The 16,359-nt window shown below is 65.4% G+C and carries 13 protein-coding genes; 9 read left to right on the top strand and 4 right to left on the bottom strand.

What is annotated here, in order from left to right:
- Complete coding sequence (gene cysS, locus ACJ7IV_RS08365; protein WP_483863993.1) at positions 1-1,449, top strand: cysteine--tRNA ligase; 1,449 nt, start codon at positions 1-3, stop codon at positions 1,447-1,449.
- Between the two features lie 125 nt (positions 1,450-1,574).
- Here the strand turns inward: cysS and ACJ7IV_RS08360 are convergent, their stop codons facing one another.
- Positions 1,575-2,864 carry a type II toxin-antitoxin system HipA family toxin gene (locus ACJ7IV_RS08360; protein WP_483863992.1) on the bottom strand — a complete coding sequence of 430 codons (1,290 nt, stop codon included), beginning with the start codon at positions 2,862-2,864 and terminating at the stop codon, positions 1,575-1,577.
- On the bottom strand, positions 2,854-3,132 hold the full coding sequence (locus tag ACJ7IV_RS08355; protein ID WP_483863991.1) for a helix-turn-helix domain-containing protein: 279 nt from the start codon (positions 3,130-3,132) through the stop codon (positions 2,854-2,856). Before ACJ7IV_RS08355 ends, ACJ7IV_RS08360 begins: the two co-directional genes overlap by 11 nt.
- A gap of 245 nt (positions 3,133-3,377) precedes the next feature.
- On the opposite strand from ACJ7IV_RS08355, the gene ACJ7IV_RS08350 reads away from it, so the two are divergent.
- The 6 genes from ACJ7IV_RS08350 (at position 3,378) to ACJ7IV_RS08325 (ending at position 13,055) form a co-directional block, all read left to right on the top strand.
- Positions 3,378-4,277: an ISL3 family transposase gene (locus ACJ7IV_RS08350; RefSeq protein WP_483863990.1), complete on the top strand. Its 900-nt coding sequence runs from the start codon at positions 3,378-3,380 to the stop codon at positions 4,275-4,277.
- A 124-nt stretch (positions 4,278-4,401) separates the two neighbouring features.
- Positions 4,402-5,748 carry a type II toxin-antitoxin system HipA family toxin gene (locus tag ACJ7IV_RS08345; RefSeq protein ID WP_483863989.1) on the top strand — a complete coding sequence of 449 codons (1,347 nt, stop codon included), beginning with the start codon at positions 4,402-4,404 and terminating at the stop codon, positions 5,746-5,748.
- Complete coding sequence (locus ACJ7IV_RS08340) at positions 5,745-6,050, top strand: helix-turn-helix domain-containing protein (RefSeq protein WP_483863988.1); 306 nt, start codon at positions 5,745-5,747, stop codon at positions 6,048-6,050. Before ACJ7IV_RS08345 ends, ACJ7IV_RS08340 begins: the two co-directional genes overlap by 4 nt.
- Before the next feature lie 12 nt (positions 6,051-6,062).
- Complete coding sequence (locus tag ACJ7IV_RS08335; RefSeq protein ID WP_483863987.1) at positions 6,063-7,607, top strand: TIGR02677 family protein; 1,545 nt, start codon at positions 6,063-6,065, stop codon at positions 7,605-7,607.
- Positions 7,595-8,887 (top strand): TIGR02678 family protein, encoded by a 1,293-nt coding sequence (locus ACJ7IV_RS08330; RefSeq protein WP_483863986.1) that lies wholly within the window; start codon positions 7,595-7,597, stop codon positions 8,885-8,887. Before ACJ7IV_RS08335 ends, ACJ7IV_RS08330 begins: the two co-directional genes overlap by 13 nt.
- A gap of 13 nt (positions 8,888-8,900) precedes the next feature.
- Positions 8,901-13,055, top strand: coding sequence for a TIGR02680 family protein (locus tag ACJ7IV_RS08325; RefSeq protein ID WP_483863985.1), 4,155 nt, complete (start codon positions 8,901-8,903; stop codon positions 13,053-13,055).
- Here ACJ7IV_RS08325 and ACJ7IV_RS08320 read toward each other — a convergent pair.
- On the bottom strand, positions 13,023-13,814 hold the full coding sequence (locus ACJ7IV_RS08320; RefSeq protein WP_483863984.1) for a Fic family protein: 792 nt from the start codon (positions 13,812-13,814) through the stop codon (positions 13,023-13,025). The genes ACJ7IV_RS08325 and ACJ7IV_RS08320 overlap by 33 nt on opposite strands.
- A gap of 137 nt (positions 13,815-13,951) precedes the next feature.
- Between ACJ7IV_RS08320 and ACJ7IV_RS08315 the strand changes: the two genes are divergently transcribed.
- The gene (locus ACJ7IV_RS08315) at positions 13,952-14,092 is read left to right on the top strand and encodes a hypothetical protein (protein ID WP_483863983.1); all 141 of its coding nucleotides are present in this window, start codon (positions 13,952-13,954) and stop codon (positions 14,090-14,092) included.
- A 14-nt stretch (positions 14,093-14,106) separates the two neighbouring features.
- A complete protein-coding gene (locus tag ACJ7IV_RS08310; protein WP_483863982.1) occupies positions 14,107-15,369 on the top strand; it encodes a TIGR02679 family protein in 1,263 nt (420 codons plus the stop codon).
- Here the strand turns inward: ACJ7IV_RS08310 and ACJ7IV_RS08305 are convergent.
- A complete protein-coding gene (locus ACJ7IV_RS08305) occupies positions 15,354-16,331 on the bottom strand; it encodes a DUF1853 family protein (protein ID WP_483863981.1) in 978 nt (325 codons plus the stop codon). The genes ACJ7IV_RS08310 and ACJ7IV_RS08305 overlap by 16 nt on opposite strands.
- Positions 16,332-16,359: the final 28 nt, after the last annotated feature.

Raw genomic sequence — 16,359 nt, 5'->3', positions numbered from 1 at the left:
ATGCAGATCTACAACACGCTGACCCGTCGCAAGGAACCCTTCACGCCGATTGAGCCGGGCAAGGTGCGCATGTATGTCTGCGGCATGACTGTCTATGACTACTGCCACCTGGGCCATGCCCGGGTGATGGTGGCCTTCGATGTCATCACCCGCTATCTGCGCCAGCGCGGCTATGACGTCACCTATGTGCGTAACGTCACCGATATCGACGACAAGATCCTGCGCCGGGCCGACGAGAACGGCGAGACGATCGCCTCGCTCACCGAGCGGATGATCGAGGCGATGCACGAGGATGAGGCGCGCCTCGGTGTATTGCCGCCTGATCATGAGCCGCGTGCCACCCGGCATATCGACGACATCCTCGCCATGATCGAGACCCTGATTGCCAAGGGGTACGCCTATGCGGCGGACAACGGCGATGTTTACTACCGGGTACGCCGCTTCGAGGGCTACGGCAAGCTCAACAACCGCGACCTCGACGAGATGCGTTCGGGAGCCCGGGTCGAGGTGGACGAGCACAAGGAGGACCCGCTCGACTTCGTGCTTTGGAAGGCGGCCAAGCCCGGCGAGGCGAGCTGGCCATCGCCCTGGGGCGAGGGCCGTCCTGGCTGGCATATCGAGTGCTCGGCGATGTCCAAGTGCTGCCTGGGTGAGACCTTCGATATCCACGGCGGCGGGCCGGACCTGACCTTCCCCCACCACGAGAACGAGATCGCCCAGTCCGAGGCGGCCAACGGCAAGCCGTTCGTGAATACCTGGATGCATGCCGGGGCGGTGCGGGTGAACCACGAGAAGATGTCCAAGTCGCTGGGCAACTTCTTCACCATCCGCGAGGTGCTCGAGCACCACGACCCCGAGGTGGTGCGCTACCTGCTGGTGGCGAGCCACTACCGCAGCGCGATCAACTATGCGCCGGAGTCCCTGGCCGAGGCCCGCAAGTCGCTTGAGCGCTTCTACAATGCTCTCGAAGGGCTGGCTCTTGAAGGACTCGCTCTTGAAGGGCGGGCGCTTGAGGGGGGCGCGGGCGATGGCGCCGGTGGCCAAGTGGCGTCGGAGTTCGAGTCGCGCTTTACCGCCGCCATGGACGACGACTTCAATACCCCCGAGGCGCTCTCGGTGCTCTTCGACCTGGCCCGGGAGCTGAACCGGGCGAAGAAGGAAGCGCCCGGCGAGGCGCCGGCCCTGGCGGCAGAGCTCAGGCGCCTGGGGGCCGTCCTGGGCCTGCTGCAGCAGGATCCGGCCACCTTCCTCAAGGCTGGCGCTGGTGAACTGCCGCTATCAGAGGAACAGATACAAGCGAAGATCGACGAGCGCGCCGCGGCCAAGAAGGCGAAAGACTTCGCCGCCGCCGACGCCATCCGCGACGAACTGGCGGCATTGGGCATCATCCTCAAGGACTCCCGGGAGGGCACCGGCTGGGTGTTCGAGAAGCCTGAGGCCGAGGAATAGGGCAGGCCCCTTGCGCTGAACGCCTCGCTCCAGAAAGCCTGCCAGACAACCAGGACGCCCGGCCCCCTGAGCTTCATCCACAGGGGAGTTGGGCGTTGTGGTCTTCGGGGTAGAGGGCCGGCGGACTATCCGGTCAGAAGAGCGCAGTTGGCTTTCTGGAGAGCATCCAGGTGCTGCGCTATTTCCCGACGTACTCCTGCACTGATGCCCAGCCCCCTGGCCTCCTCATCCCATGCGTTGATCGCCGTCACTACTTCCTCGATGACTTGCCGAGCCTCGCTCCAGCGTGTGAAGCCGGCCTGGTCGGCCAGTGCTTGAACGACCTTTAACGGCGGGTTCTTGCCGTGCCCCTTGAAGGCGGTGGCGTGCTCGCCGTAAGGGCCCGGGCTAAAGGTCATGTCATAGGCGGGGGAAAGGCACCATTGACCGTCATCCTGCAGGAGAAAGGCCCAGTTCTTGCTGTGGTCGTCCTGGTTGCATGCGAAGAGGTTGAATATTGCCCGACGAAATAGTGCTCTGCCGATGGCGGGACTGCCGCAGAGGACCTGGCCGGCTTTGATGATGTCTTCGTAATCGAGCGATGGCAGGCGGAAGTCGGCGTCCAGTAGTCCGCAGGCACTGCTCATGTGGTAGCGCCCCTGTTGGCTGCAGTCGAAGCGCCGCAGCGCCAGCCACGCTAGTGCCGGAGAGCCTTTGGGTGGGGTGATGAGCTGCCAGTCAGGCGTTTCGATTCCGCCCCGCTTGGCCAGGGTCAAGTAGACCGCCTCGCATAGCCCTTCTTCATGTCCCAGCGCCAGTGCGCTGGAGGTGAACTTGACGAGCCAGGGCTCCAGTCCCGGGCGAGGGCGGGTGCTGGCCCGGTCGGTGCTGCCTGGCGAGAGGTAAACCTGCACCTTGGGGCGGGCCCCTCCTGAGCTGCCCGCCTGAGCGAGTGTGGCGAGCACAGTATCGGTCTGGCCCTCGAAGAGCTGTCGGGCCTGTTCACCCAGCTCGCCCAGGCGACTCCAGTGGTCGGCTTCGTCTGAACCAATAAGTGCCGAGGCCGGGTGATAGCTGAGAGCTCCCATGCCGTGCTCGCCGACGAAGGCCAGCCGGTCCATGGCAGTCACCGCATGGGGTGGTATGCCGTGCTGCCGAAACAGGCGATCCATCAGCATCAACCCCCAGCCGTCTGGCAGCGAGTCGGCGAATAGGCCGTGGAGCCCCTTGTGGGGAGCGGGAGGGGCAGCATGCAATCGCGCGTCGAAGGGGAGCTGGAACGGCGACAGGCTGTGGTGCTCGCGACAGTAGGCGTCGTCGTACTGGAAGAAGACGCCCTGCCTGTTCTGGGCCAGGCGGCCGACGAGTACCCGATGGCCATCGCTGAGGCGACGTCGCACGTCCAGTTGTCGGATGGGAGTGAAGTCAATCGTCACGCAGCACCTCTTCTATGCTGCCAGGCATGGTCGGCGCTGGCGCCGCCAACTCTGCCACACGCTCCAGGCGATCCACGCTCTGCCACAGCAGCAGGAACTGCCGCAATGAAATCTGGCCGGTCGTCTCGAATCGCTTGATCGTGGGGGCCGGCACGCCGCTCCGCTCTGCCAGGGCGTCGCGGGACAGCTTGAGCTCGCGCCTGCGCTTCCTGATGGCTCTCGCCAAGTCGTGCTGGACATCGCTTGCGGTAAGTAGCGTGAGTCGCATGGCGCCTCTTATAGACATTATGATGTCTATAACTGAATGCTTTGAATGAAAATAGATATTATAGTATCCAGTATGTGCTTATTCAACTCATCGCAGGCCTGTTTCTAGATGCTTATTTTCCCATTAGGGAAAATCTCCGGGCAGACCCCCTTGATGCTTATAATTTTGGCTCTTCGACGCCAGGTGTGGAATTCGCCCCCTGAGCTGGGCCAGGATATGACCTCCACGACGACAGGAGGCATGACATGGACGGCACCCAGATTCTGACCCTCGGCCTGGGCCTGGAAGCGCCCTGGATCCTCAAGGACCAGCACCTGGATACCTCCGTGTCACCCCATCGCCTGGATCTCTACGTCGAGGCCGAGCGGGGCAGCCTCTACCCCTGTCCTGACTGCGGCAAGGCCTGTCCGGCTCACGATTTCGCCGACAAGACATGGCGGCACCTGAACTTCTTCCAGCATCACTGCTACCTTCACGCCCGCGTGCCCCGCACCAAGTGCCCGGAGCATGGCGTCAGGCGCATCGAGGTGCCCTGGGCCCGGCCGGGCAGCGACTTCACCCTACTGTTCGAGCAAGCCGCCATGTCGCTGGTCAAGGAGATGCCAGTGCTGGCCGTCTCCCGCCAGCTGGAGATCTCTGACAAGCGGCTGTGGCGCATCGTGCACCACTACGTCGGCCGGATGCTGGGGGAGCTGGATCTGAGCAACGTGGCCACCGTCGGCATCGACGAAACCGCCTCTCGGCGCGGCCAGCGTTACGTGACGGTATTCCTCGACATGCAGCGCAAGCAGGAGCCGGTGATCTTCGCCGTCCAAGGCCACGGCAAAGACGCCATCACGGCGTTCAGCGCCTTCCTGGCGGCCCATGGCGGCGATCCTGACAACGTGGTCGAGGTCGTCTGTGACATGTCACAGGCCTTCCTGAGCGGCGTGGCCGAGCATCTTCCCAAGGCCGAGGTCACGGTCGACTGGTTTCATATCGTGCAGACCTTCACCAAGCGGCTGGACGAGGTGCGCAAGGAGCGCCGGGAGCAGGAACACCTCAACGTCCTGCAGGAGGCTGGGATGAGTGAGCACGGGTGGAGCAGGCTACAGCAGCAGCGCCACCACATTGCCTGGCAGTGTCGACGCGCAGATGGGTGGTAGGTAGCATAGAGTTTTGTGCGCTATGATGCTCATTTAACCTGCTGGTATGATTCATTGTGAGCTATGCTTCTCATAAATAGCGTTTTAGTCAAGAATTGAGCATTTAAATGCGCATAGGTAAGCCGTGAAACTGACCCTGCAAATCCATTTCGACAAGACCTGGCACGATGCCGCCCAGGTGTCACTGCCAGATCCGGAGCGCGGGACCTTTGGCGTGTCCAGGCTTCGATACGAAACTGACTATGCCGTCGAGTGGATGTTTCACGATGACTTACATGCCACCAGCTTGGTGCTGCCGGTAGAGCTGATGCTGACGCATGAGTCTCCGCGTTGGTTTGGTTTCCTGGAGGACATCATGCCGGCGGGGGCCAGCCGTCGCTTCTGGGTGGACTATCTCGGTATCCAGCACCTTTCGAGCGGACGACAGGATACGGAGCTACTGGCTCGCGGCACCATTGCGCCGGTGGGTAACCTTCGCGTCAAGGAGGCAGTCCCCGACAATCGCCTGAGGGATGCCCTCGGTGAACGACGCTTCCCGGTGCAGAGCGTGGTGGAACGGGATGTCGACTTTCTGGAGTATGCCCAGCAGATGGGCGCGGCTAGCGGCGGGGCCACAGGTGCCGGTGGCGAGGCTCCCAAGCTGCTGCTCCGGCTTACCACGGACGAGCAGGTCTGGATCGATACCTGGCAGGATGAGGTCCATTGCGCGGACCTGCCGATGTTGGTGAAGTTTCCCCGCGGCCGCCGTAGTGCCGATGACTGCGATATCCTGCGTGCCGAGTATCACTACTACAAGGAGCTCGCCGCTCTTGGCATCGACACCATCGAAACCGACGCCATGCGATTGATCGAGGGCGAGCGCTATCCCTCGCTGTGGCTGCCGCGCTTCGATATGCACTACCGAGACGGGGCCTGGATTCGGTACGGTCTGGAATCTGTTTACTCCTTGCTGGGAGCGTCGCCTGGCACCTTCCTTCGCCATGGTGAGACCCTACGTCGCCTGGTGGCGCTGCTTCAGGGCCAGTACCGTATCCGCGAAGGGGGTGAGGCCTTCGACACCCGGGCCTTCGTCATCGAATGGGTGCAGCGTGATCTGCTGAACATCGCGTTCGGCAACTCCGACAACCACGGCCGCAATACGGCGCTGCTGAAACGCCCCGAGGGAGTTTGGCTCTCACCGGTCTACGATTTCGCCCCGATGCGAGCCGATTCCGAGGGCGTCACGCGGACCACCCAGTGGGGCCCGCCGCTTGAGGCTGGGGGCGAATACGACTGGCACGCCGTTGCGAAATCTCTGTCGGATCTCGTGGAGCCCGATCAGCTGATGGAGGCGCTCCGGCAGCTGGCAGGCGATCTCGAAGGCCTCGATGAGCGCCTGGCCTTGCGCGGCGTTCCCTCTCGAATTCTGGATATGCCATCGGTAGGGTTACGGTCCCTTGGCACGCGCCTCAAGCGCTGGGGGTTGTTGTGAAGCCACGCCATGTCGATGAACGTGAAGCGGCGCTGGTGGCGTTGCTCCAGCGCTTCTATGCAAGCGAGCTGACCGACGGTCAGCTGTTGCGTGCCCTGCGTCGGGACGTGCTGGGTCTCTCCCAGACCCGCTACGCGGCTCTGGTCGGCATCAGCCGTCGCACCCTCTCCGACCTGGAGGGCGACAAGGGCAATGTCACCCTGGAGGTGAAGAACCGCGTCTTCCGGCCCCTGGGGCTGGAGGTCACCTTGCTGCCGCGCAAGCGAGCCCTGCTGGCCCAGGCCCTGTCACCCACCAAGTAAATGGGAGCCCGCTTGGACTACACCCCCTTTAGCTATGTCACTGCCGAAAAGGCTGAGCTCTACCGGAGGGTGATGCGCGCCTTCGTGGAGGCAAAGTCGCACTTCCTGGTGCATCTGCGCCCGGAGGATGTGCAGCAGCAGATCGGCGAGCCGGAACTGGCCAGCGTGCAGTCGGCGCTGACCCAGCTGGTGGCCTGGGGCAACCTGGATGCCGAACGTGACAATGCCCGGGTGACCAGTGTTGAGGACTACTATCGCGCGCTCTACGTCTATCAGATTACCCGCCAGGGCGAAGCCGTGGAGGCGGCCCTGGCCACCTTCGAGCAGGAGCTGGGGCGGCGCGGGGCCCTGCAGAGCGTGGCGCTGGAGGATATCCGTACTCGCCTGCGCGCCCTGCTGACCCTGGCACAGAGCGAGTCGCCCTCGGCCACCGAGAGCCAGCTGCTGCTGCGCGACCTGGCCGGCGTCTTCGCCGATCTGGCCGAGAATGCCCGGGCCTTCATGACCGGACTGAACCGCACCCTGGAGGGGCAGGGCAGTGATGCCGATGCCTTCCTGCTCTACAAGGAGCGGGTGATCGGCTATATCGAGCGTTTCCTGGGGGACCTGACTACCTCTTCCGGTGAGATCGCCGAGCTGATTCGCGCATTGGATGGCGACGGCGATGCGCAAGCGCCCGTGGCGCGATTGCTGCGCCAGGCTGCCGAGCGCGAGCTCCTCGATCTGGCACCCGGAGAATCTCCCGATGATGATGAGCGTGCCCGGGCCTTCGCCGAGGCTTGGCGGCGTTGGCACGGTCACTGGGAGGGCTTGCGCGCCTGGTTCCTCGACCAGCCGGGGCGTCAGGCTCAGGCCCGCCTGCTGCGCAGCAGTGCTCGTCGTGCGGTGACCCAATTGCTGGAGATGGTCGGCCGGCTCAACGAGCGGCGCATGGCGCGCAGCGACCGCTCCGCTGACTTTCGCACCCTGGCACGCTGGTTTCTGGAGTGTGATGGCGACCGCGATGCGCATCGCCTTTGGCGAACTGCCTTCGGCCTGACGCCGGCCCGCCATCTGGTGATCGACGCAGAAACCGCGGAGGCGTGGCAACAGTCTCCGGTACCGGCCAGTACGCCCTGGGCGGAGGCCCCGGGCATGCAGGTGCAGGCGCGGCTGCGCGCCACCGGCAGCTACCAGAAGCCCGGGGCGCCGCCCAAGCTGCGCAGTCGCGCCCGGGAGCGCGAGTTGCTGGCCCGCCAGTTGGCTGAGGAAGCCAGTGCGGCACGAGCTGCGCGGCGCCAGTTGGTGGAGCGGCGTGCTGAGCGACTCTCGGAACTGGGCGAGCTGGATGATGGCGCCTTTCGCCTGCTGCTCAACCTGCTCGGCGATGCCCTGGCGGCGAGTCCCGGCGATGATTCCCCAGTGACGACAACCACCGGCGACGGTAGCCTGCGCATCACCTTGACGCCGCTGGGACCCAAGAGCACCGCGACCCTGCGCACGGAAGCCGGTGTACTCCGTGGCCGTGACTATCGTCTGGAGATCGTCGATCTGGAGGAAGACGAATGGAGGAGCTGAGCGATGCCCTGACGCGGCAGCGCCAGGAGGAGCAACGCCGTGCCTTGCGTGCGCTGCTGGCGAGGCCGCTGATCCGCAGCGATGACAGCGCCTTCCCCCTGATTCGCCGTCACGTGGCCACCCTGCGCGACTGGCTGGCCCGGGAGACCGGTTGGCACCTGCAGAGCGAGCGTGACTTCGTGCGCCTGCACAAGCGCCCCGCTGATCTCCAAGACCCGACTCGCCCAGCGACGGTAGGGCGGGGGACCCAGCGCAAGACCTTCAATCGTCGCCGCTATGCGCTGTTCTGCTTGCTGCTGGCGGATCTCGAACGCGGTGATGCCCAGATCACCCTGGGGCGCCTGGGGGAGGGACTGGGGCAGGCGGTCGATGATCCTGCCCTGGCCGAGCGCGGGCTGGCCTTCTCCCTTGACCATCAGGAGGCGCGCCGCGACCTGGTGGTCGTCGTCCGCCTGCTGATGGAACTCGGGGTGCTGGTGCGCGTGGCCGGCGATGAGGAGCAGTTCCTACGTCGTGGCCTGGAGGGCGATGTGCTCTATGACGTGGACCGCCGACTGCTTTCCGCCCTGCTGGTCACCGCCCGAGGCCCTTCCCTGATGGCCCTGAACGGTGCCGATGCCGAGCTCGACCTGGACGCACGCCTGCGTGCCCTGAGCGAGACCTTCGTGCCGGATACCCCCGACGGGCGCAATCGCGAGCTGCGTCACCGCCTGGCACGCCGGCTGCTGGACGACCCGGTGGTCTATCTTGAGTCCCTCGACGAGGAGGAGGCTGCCTATCTGGCCAATCAACGCGGGCCCATGCTGCGTCGCCTGCAGCAGGCCACGGGGCTGGTGGCCGAGGTGCGCGCCGAAGGGCTGGCACTGGTGGATCCTGAGGGCGAGCTCACCGATGAGAAGATGCCGGCGGAGGGCACCGAGGGACACCTTGCGTTGCTGATGGCTGAGCGCCTGGCCGAGGACGCCCCCGCCGCAAGTGGCCCCAAGGGCATTACCCTGGAGGAGGCGGAGTCCTGGATCCTTCAGTGGCAGGCCGACTACCGACGCTACTGGCGCAAGTCCGCCTGCGAGCCGGGCGCCGTCCATGGCCTGGCACGGCAAACCCTGGCCCGCCTCGCGGCGCTGGGTCTGGTCCGGCGCCAGGCTCAGCATGAAGGCGGCCGCATTCTGCCGCTGCCGGCACTGGGGCGCTTCCGCGTGCATGCACCAACACTGCCGGATGCCTCCGATACCTCTCGATACGCCCAATCCGATTTGTCCGAGTCCGACACCAATGACTGAGCCTTCCGCCCCGATGAGTGAGCTTCCCGAACCGCAGAGCACCCGCTGGCAGCCCCTGCGCTGTGGCCTGGTGGAGATCTTCTACTACGACGAGGAGGTCTTTCACTTCCACGACGGGCGGCTGCTGCTGCGCGGCAACAACGGTACCGGCAAGTCCAAGGTGATGGCGCTGACCCTGCCGTTTCTGCTCGATGGCCAGTTGCTTCCCTCGCGGGTGGAGCCCGATGGCGACAGCGCCAAGCGCATGGAGTGGAACCTGTTGGTGGGCGAGTATCAGGAACGCCTGGGCTACACCTGGCTAGAGTTCGGGCGCCTGGGGGATGAGGGGCCCGAGACCTTCACGGTGGGCTGTGGGCTCAAGGCAGTCGCGGGGCGACCGGTGCGCTCCTGGTTCTTCACCACCCCACAACGCGTCGGGCGTGATCTCTTCCTGATCGATAACGGGAGAAGCGTGAGTCGTGAGCGTCTTGGCCAGGCGTTGGGCAACGTGGGGCAGCTGTATGATCGTGCCGCCGACTATCGGCGTGCCATCGATGAACGGCTCTTTCATCTGGGCGAGCAGCGCTATGGCGCCTTGCTCGACCTGCTGCTGCAGCTGCGCCAGCCACAGCTGGCCAAGAAGCCTGACCCCAATCGTCTCTCCCAGGCCCTCAGCGATGCTCTGCCACCCCTCGGACGAGGCCTGATTGGTGAGGTGGCCGAGGCCTATCGCAGCCTGGATGTCTACCGCGAGGAGATACAGGGGCTGGAGGAGACGGCTCGTGCGGTGGAGGCCTTCCTGGGCCACTACCGCCACTATGCCGGCATCGCGGTGCGCCGCCGGGCCGACTTCCTGACCGCTGCCCACGCCGAATATGAGAGGGTGCGCCTGCAGCTGGGCCGCGATCGCCAGGCCCACGCAGAGGCGCGGGAGAGTCGCGAGGCGTTGGGTGAGTCCCGCGAGGTCCTCGCCGAGCAGCAGCGGGAGCTGGCGGCACGTCAGCGCACCCTGGAAGCCAGCGACGCGATGCGCTCGGCGGAGGCGCTGCGCAATGCCGATGAGTTGGCGCGTCAGCGCAGAACTCGCGCTGACCTCGAACATCGACGGCTCGGCCGGGATCGCGAGAGCGACCGGCGAGCCGAGGCCCGCTTCCTGGAGGCCGAAGAGTCATTGAAGGGCGGCGTCGCGAATCTGGAGACACGCCGCGATGAGAGCGCGGCGCTGGCCGATGCGGCGGGTGTGGGCGGCGACCATCGTCGAGAAATCGCCACGCGATTATCGGCGGAAACGGGCGAGCAGGCGCCTCCCGATGCCCGGGGTGTAGAGTCGCTGCAGCAGGCGCTGCGGGACCTGCAGCGTCGTCGCGAGGAGGGCGTGACACACCTCAACCGCCGCCTCGATGAGATCGACAAGGCCGAGCGGGCCTTCCACCGGGTGGAGGATGCGGCGCGCCGGGAGGAGGAGACCCTGGCGAGTCGCGAGGAAGAGTGCCAGGAGGCGACGGGTGCGCGTGCCGAGGCGGCTGAAGCCCTTCAAGCTGACTGGCGTGAATACTGCGTCGCCCTGAAGGAGCTTAAACCCGAGGATCCTGAGGCGCTGCTCGCCGAGCTCGCTCCCTGGTGCGATCACCTGAGCGGTGATGACCCTGTCGAGGCAGGGCTCTCCATGGCGCGAGATGCCCGGCGCGAGGCGCTGGGCCAGCAACGTCATACGCTGGAACAACGGCATCGAGAGTTAGACCTCGAGCGCAGCGAACTCGAGCAAGAGCGACAGCGGTTGGAAACAGGTGAAGCGCGAGTGCCACCCACGCCCCACACCCGGGGCGAGGGTGGTCGTGAGGCTCGTCCCGGCGCCCCGCTTTGGCAACTGGTGGACTTTAAGGCAGGCCTCAAAGCGAGACAGCGTGCCGGGCTGGAGGCGGCCCTGGAGGCTTCTGGGCTGCTGGACGCCTGGGTGCTGCCGGATGGCGAGCTGCTCGCCCCCGGCACCTGGGATACATTGCTCACGCCGCTCGCCGATGGCGCCATCCGAGTGGGGGAGGAGAGCCTGGCCTCCGCCCTATGCCCCGACCTTCCCGAGCATTCTCCGGTGAGCCTGGCGGTGGTCGAGAAACTGCTGGCTAGCATTGGCCTGGGTGTTTCCGAGACCTTTGCCTGGGTGAGTCCCAAAGGTGCCTGGCGGCTGGGTCCGCTTGGCGGGCAGTGGGGCAAGGACGAAGCGGTCTATATCGGTCACGCTGCCCGGGAAGCGGCACGTCAGCGCCGGCTGGCAGAGATTGCCAAGATGCTGGAGGGCCTTGCCATGGAGGCTGACGGCATCACCGCCGAGCTCGAGCAGCTCGCTGCGTGTCTCGAGGTCATCGACCAGGAGTGGCAGCGTCGTCCCAGTGCCCAGGCCCTGCGTGACGCCCACGCCGCCGAGGCGGCAGCGCGGCGCGCTCGGGATACGCAAGCCGAGCGTCTGGAGCACGCCCAGGCCAAACGTGAAGAGGCCCGCGAGATGCTGGAGGCCCAGCGCGGCGAGCTGTATCTCGCCGCCGAGGATCTGCGTCTGCCGGCCGAACGTGAGTCCCTGGCCCGCCTTCAGTCCGCGCTTAATGATTACCGGCTCGCCATCAGCGAACTGGTGCAGGCCATCACGGCCTGGCAGCAGGCCAGGCTTCGCTGTGACGAACTGAAGGAAGAGCACCAGCTGGCTCGTGAGGCGTTGGCCCAGGCCGAGCGGGAGCAGGCCGAGGCCGAGGAGCAGGCTCGTGAGGCGGAGGTGCGCCGGGATACCCTGCGCGACACCATGGGGGCCGAGGTGCAGGAGCTGGAGCGGCAATTGGCGGCCCTTCAGGAGCGCAGCGAGGCGTTGGTACAAGAGGAGCGTGAGCTCGCCTCACGCTACGAGACTCTTCTCGGCGAAGTGGCACGCCTCGCCGAGAAGGTGGACCAGGGCGAGCAGCGCCTGGGCGAACTGGACGAACGTCGGGCAGGGAGGATCGCTGACTTCCGGTCCCTGGTGGAGGAGGGACTGCTGCGGGTGGCTGCGCCGGAACGTTTCATGGACGAGGAGGCGCCTGGCTCCTGGGCGGCAGACCCTGCTGTGCGCCTGGCTCGGGCCGCCGCCCAGGCTACCGCCGCTATCAATGCCGATGACGAGAGCTGGCACGCCCACCAGGGGCGGCTGCACGAGCACATCAAGCTGCTCACCGATGTGCTCTCCCGCGGCGGTCACGACTGCATCGCCGAAGCCCGGGACGACCTGTTGCTGGTGCGTATCGTCTTCCAGGGGCGTCGCCAGGATCCCGATGCCCTGCATCGCCAGCTCAACGACGAAATCAATCAACGCCAGGCGCTGCTCAATGCCCGGGAGCGTGAGCTGCTCGAGAACTACCTGATCGACGAGGTGGCAAGCCACATCCAGGAGCGCATCACCGACACCGAGCGTCACGTACGCGAGATGAACGGCGAGCTGGAGAGTCGTCCCACCAGTACCGGTATGCGGCTGCGCATCCGCTGGCAGCCACTTGGCGAGGGACAGAGCGCCGGTGGCATGACCGCCCCGGCGGGGCTGGAGGATGTCTGCCAGCGGCTGCGGCGTCAGGCCCTAGATGCTTGGTCGGTAGAAGATCGTGAGGTAGTGGGGGACTTCCTGCGCCGGCGCATCGAGGAGGCACGGGCCAATGACGAGGGCGGTGCCCTGCAGGAAATACTCGAACGCGCCCTGGACTACCGCTTCTGGCACCGCTTCGTGGTGGAACGCCATCAGAACGGCCAGTGGCGCCCCGCCTATGGCCCGGCCTCCGGGGGCGAGCGCGCCCTGGTGATCACCTTGCCGCTATTTGCTGCAGCGGCCAGCCACTATGGCAGCGCCCATGAGCATGCGCCGCGTCTGGTAATGCTCGACGAAGTGTTTGCGGGGATCGACGACGACGCCCGAGCCAAGAGCATGGGGCTGTTGGCCCAGTTCGATCTCGACGCCGTGATGACTTCGGAGCGTGAGTGGGGTTGCTACCCCGATGTGCCGGGCCTGGCCATCGCCCAGCTGGTACGTCGCGAAGGGGTTGATGCCGTGCATGTGACCCGTTGGAAATGGGACGGCCGGCGCCGGACAAGAGACGAGGTGCCCGTCAGTCAGGCGCCGCAAGAGGTTGCGGAACCAGCGCAGATGTCAGCGCCGGGCGGGATGGACAGCCTGTTCTAGCGCGTCCTCGATCTGCTTTTCTATGCCCAGTGCCCACCAGTAGGGTTGAAAGCTGCGCTCCACGCTCTCGCTGAGCAACGCAAGAAACGGCTCGTAGTCGCCGCTGCAGTGGGCAGTATCCAAGGCTTCATAGTAAGCTAGGCGCTGCTCGATCTGGATCAACGCTGCGGGGAAACCGGCCTTCATCAGCTCAAGGTTCATCAACAAGCGCGAGGTACGGCCGTTACCGTCAATGAAGGGATGAATTTTGACGAATTCGCCGTGCACACGGGCGGCACGCTGAACTGGGTGTAACCGCTCTGCATCGTCACGATACCAAGCGATAAAGTCACTCATGGATTGGGGGACGATATGGGCTTCAGGCGGTCGGTGCTCTGCCCCTGAGATCAACACATTACTCTGGCGGTAGGCTCCGGCATGCTTGTCGTCGATGTTTTTCATCACGAGTTGATGCAGCGATTTGATCAACCATTCCGAGAGAGGAGCGTTCTGGCTGACCATTTCCTCCACCATCAGAATTGCCTCTCGGTGGTTGATCGCCTCGAAGTGCTCGCGGAGGGTCTTGCCCCCTACGGTGATGCCTTCGAGCGCGACCTTGGTTTCCTTGAGGGTTAGTGTGTTCCCCTCGATAGCGTTGCTATGGTATGTCCATTGCAGCACAAGAGAATCATGCAGATTTTCAACTACCTGGGGCGGCAAAGGTCGGTGCTGGTCCAGTTGGGCCTTGAGCCAGTCCAGACGGTGAAAGCGTTCCGACATGTGTGGCCTCCTGGCCAGGTTGCTTTTTGCGAGGCGTCTATAAGGCAGGAGCGAATGCCCTGTACTGTATACGAATATATCATTAGGGCTGATGTGTCGCCTTTGACGTAAGGTAATGTTGTGAGAAAGGAGGTCCAATGGCCAAGCGAAAATTGCCTATCGGCATCCAGACCTTCGCCGATATCTTCAACGGTAAATACCGCTCGGTGGGCAAGCCGTTCCACATCATCGGTGTCGAGTTCTCTCCCGAGCAACGCCAGATCGTCGCCGTCGAGTGAGAGCAGATCCCGGCGTGACCGATGATGTGGATCATGATCGCTTGCGGCGGCTGCTGGGCGGTCCAGAGCTTGCCCGCTTGCGTCAGCGCCTGAGAGGCAAGCTACTGCGCGAGGGGGGTGGCCGCCTGACCCTGAGCCGGGCCAGCGAGCTGGAACGTGACGCCGTGGAGCGCCTGGTGGGGCGGCCTCCGCGCCAGGGCAAGTCACTGAGCGTGGAGCTCGAGGTCCTCTCCCGTGCGCTGGCGCGGGCCGGTGTGTCGACAGATCTGCAAAGCGCCCTGGAGGCGCTGGATGGCCCGCTGGTTGATGCTCGGACCGAGCGCGATGCGGCACGCCAACGCTGGGACGAGCTGCTTGACTCCTATCATACTGATGCCAAACGGTTGGGGGTGAGCGACTGGCTTGCGGACCTGTGCAGGGGCGGCCAGCTCAAGCGCCTGACCGGTGGTAGTGAAGAGCAGGGCGCTCGCCTACTCGAACAGGCACTCTCGGTACTCGAGCGTCTGCCAGCACAGGGGTTGACGCTGAGTACCCTGGCCGCCGAGTGTCTGGGTGATGCCCACGCACTGGATGCCGGCCAGCCGGTCTCGGCCCTGGTACGCCGCGCCCTGGCCCGCCACTGGCGTGGGGGTGTGGCGCTGGAGCATCCGGATGAGCGCTCAACCTGGGCCCATGCCGGTGTGCTGCTGGGCGGCGATATCACCAGTGCGGTGCTGACCCTGGGCCTTCCCGTGCGTGGCAGTGAAGGTGTGGATGCGGCGCTTGAACACTACCTTCGGGTTGCTGAGCCCAGCTGGTTGACCTTACGTCAGCTGCTGCGTCATCCCCCGGAGTGGGACGTTGAGGGGCGTGATGTCTTCGTCTGTGAAAACCCGGCAGTGGTCGCTGAAGCCGCCGAACGGTTGGGGACCGGGTGCGCTCCGCTGGTGACCACCTGGGGGCGTCCCGGTGCCGCCGTGCTCACGCTGCTCGAACAGCTGGAGGCTGCCGGCGCGGTGCTGTACTACCACGGTGACTTCGACTGGCCGGGCATCAGTATCGCCAACGCCCTGCTGGCGCGCTTCGCCATGCGACCCTGGCGGATGGGGGGAGCCGATCTGGAGGCCTGTGCTCATCTCGAGGGCAAGCCGTTGGAGGGCAAGCCCCTCGAGGCTGTGTGGGATTCGCAGTTGCGCAGTGCCATGGAAAGTCGAGACCGCGCGCTGCATGAGGAGCAGCTCATCGAGATTCTACTAGGCGACCTGCGGTTGCCGCCGGGGCATCAGCTGTCGGGATAGGGTGGCAGCGGGATCTGCCTCGGCCAGTCGTCGGCGACCAGGAAGAGACGCTGCCAGCCGGCGTCCGGGTGCCATAGGGCGATCTGCAGCGGGGCGGCCGGGATCCGGAAGTGGTCGATGAGCTGAGCCTCCAGGTCGCGCAGGCGCAGCAGGTGCTCGGGGCGGGGCAAGGCGAGCCAGTGGGGCTTGTGGAGCCGGGTGCCATGGATGCCGCGGGGCAGACCGTCGCGGTAGCGGTGCCAGTCACGCCAGTAGAGCCAGCATCCGCGTAGATGGTCGTGAGTCGCCTCCCGCGGCGGTTGCAAGGGTCGTTGCCAGGGAACGAAGAGCACGCCGGGCATGGCTACCTGACGCTGCAGGTTCGCCAGCCCGTCGCCTCTGTGGCGGTGTAATCCCAGTCTGGCCCTGATGGCGTCCCGTGTCTCGGGCAGGTCGGTCAGGCGCAGCTGGCGGCGGTGCAGGTGCTCGCGCTTGCCGGCCAGGCTGTCGGCGCCGCCCGGCCCGATCCAGCGCGCCTGGCTCTGGGGGTCGCCCGGCCCCTCGACAAGCCCCAGATAGAACTTGATGGCCACCTCAAGGTGGGTGATCGAGGCTTCCCCATGGCGTCGATAGAGCAGGTCCAGCTCGCCGAGGGTCAGCTTGCCGCTCATGATGCGCAGGTTGTGGGCGAGAAGTTCGGTGCCCGGTGCCCAGGCCAGCAGGAACTGCCAGAGCCGCTCGTGGTAGAGCCCCATGCGGCCCTTGAGCGTGTTGCCGACGCATCGCTCCAGCGGCTGCGGCCAGGCCTCCAGGGTATCCAGCCAGCGGGCGGTGCGTTCATCGTCCTCCAGGCCCAGGGTTTCCCGGCTCGGGCGGCCCGGCCAGGGCATGCGGATCAGGTCGGGGGCCAGCAGCACCCAGGCCAGATCACGCACCAGCGGGTGATGGCAGCGATCCAGCAGGGGCAGGGCATCGGTGGGCATGCAAGCTTCCTGTGCGTTGGCGGTGGAA

The organism is Halomonas sp. C10-5, from assembly GCF_057169305.1.
Note: the sequence above shows the minus strand (reverse complement) of the source record. Positions and strands in the feature narration are given on the sequence as shown.